Origin of the sequence: Ideonella azotifigens (genome assembly GCF_006519715.1) — a bacterium.
Taxonomy (GTDB): Bacteria; Pseudomonadota; Gammaproteobacteria; order Burkholderiales; family Burkholderiaceae_C; genus Ideonella; species Ideonella azotifigens.
Window position 1 is genome coordinate 1 of record NZ_VIDT01001047.1, and the last position, 1,376, is coordinate 1,376.

Annotated in this window: 2 protein-coding genes; both read left to right on the top strand. The window is 69.8% G+C overall.

The window, feature by feature from the left end; all coding sequences use genetic code 11:
* On the top strand, nt 1-472 hold a 472-nt coding region (locus FKP22_RS30455; protein WP_310733399.1), incomplete at its 5' end, for an NAD(P)-dependent oxidoreductase.
* Nucleotides 473-478: 6 nt separating this feature from the next.
* Nucleotides 479-1,376: LysR substrate-binding domain-containing protein (locus FKP22_RS30460; protein WP_141291938.1), on the top strand; the 898-nt coding region annotated here is incomplete at its 3' end.

Here is a 1,376-nt window from a genome sequence, read left to right on the forward strand (position 1 = left end):
CATTGCCAAGCGCGCCAGCGGCTTCGACATGCCCGTCGGGTACCACGCGCGCCGCCCGCGCGAAGGCTTGGCGCACCGCTTCTTCGACAGCCCGCTGGCGCTGGCCGAATGGTGCGAAGTGCTGGTGCTGGCCGCGCCCGGCGGGCCCGAGACGCACCACATGGTCAACGCCGAAGTGCTGGCCGCGCTGGGCCCCCAGGGCTACCTGGTCAACATCAGCCGCGGCAGCCTGGTCGACACCGAGGCGCTGGCCGCTGCGCTGCGCAGCGGCGGCATTGCCGGCGCCGGGCTGGACGTCTACGAGAGCGAGCCCGAGCCGCCGCAGCCCTTGCTGGACCTGCAGCAGAACCTGGTGCTGACGCCGCACGTCGGGGGCCAGTCGCCCGAGTCCGCGCTGGCCATGGTGGACCGCTTCATTGCCAACCTCAACGGGCATTTCTCCGGGCAGGGCGTGGTGACGCCCATCCCATAATCGGCCATGGACACCAAGTGGCTCGAAGACTTCGTCAGCCTGGCCGAAACCCGCAGCTTCTCGCGTTCGGCCCAGCTGAGGCATGTGACCCAACCGGCGTTTTCGCGCCGCATCCAGGCGCTGGAAGCCTGGGCCGGGATCGACCTGGTCGACCGCTCGGCCTACCCGACGCGGCTGACCCCCGCAGGCGAGACCTTCCATGCCCAGGCGCTGGAAGTGCTGGGCTCGCTGCAGGCCACGCGCAACATGATGCGCAGCCATCAGGTGGCCGGGCAGGACATGATCGAGTTCGCCGTGCCGCACACGATGGCGTTCACGTTTTTCCCGCACTGGCTGATGGAGCTCAAGCAGCACTTCAAGGGACTGAAGAGCCGGCTGATCGCGATGAACGTGCACGACGCGGTGATGCGCCTGACCGAAGGCAGCTGCGACCTGCTGATCGCCTACCACCACGCCACCCAGCCGCTGCAGCTCAGCTCCGAGCGCTACGACATGCTGAGCCTGGGCCACGAGACCGTGGCGCCCTATGCCAAGGCCGGGCCGGACGGCCAGCCCCTGTTCCGCCTGCCCGGCACCGCGCGCGAGCCGGTGCCTTTCCTCAGCTACGCCTCCGGCGCCTACCTGGCGCGCCTGGTCGAGCAGATCATCAAGCACGCGCCGCAGCCGCCGCACCTGGACCCGATCTACGAGACCGACATGGCCGAGGGCCTGAAGGCCATGGCCGCCGAGGGCCACGGCCTGGCCTTCCTGCCGGCCAGCTCGGTGCGCAAGGAAATGCGCTCGCGCCGCCTGGTGGCCGCCGGCAGCAGCGACTTCGAGCTGACGATGGAAGTGCGCATCTACCGCGAGCGGCCGGCCTCGGCCCGGCATGTGAAGCCGGCGGCCGAGGAGTTGTGGTCCTTCC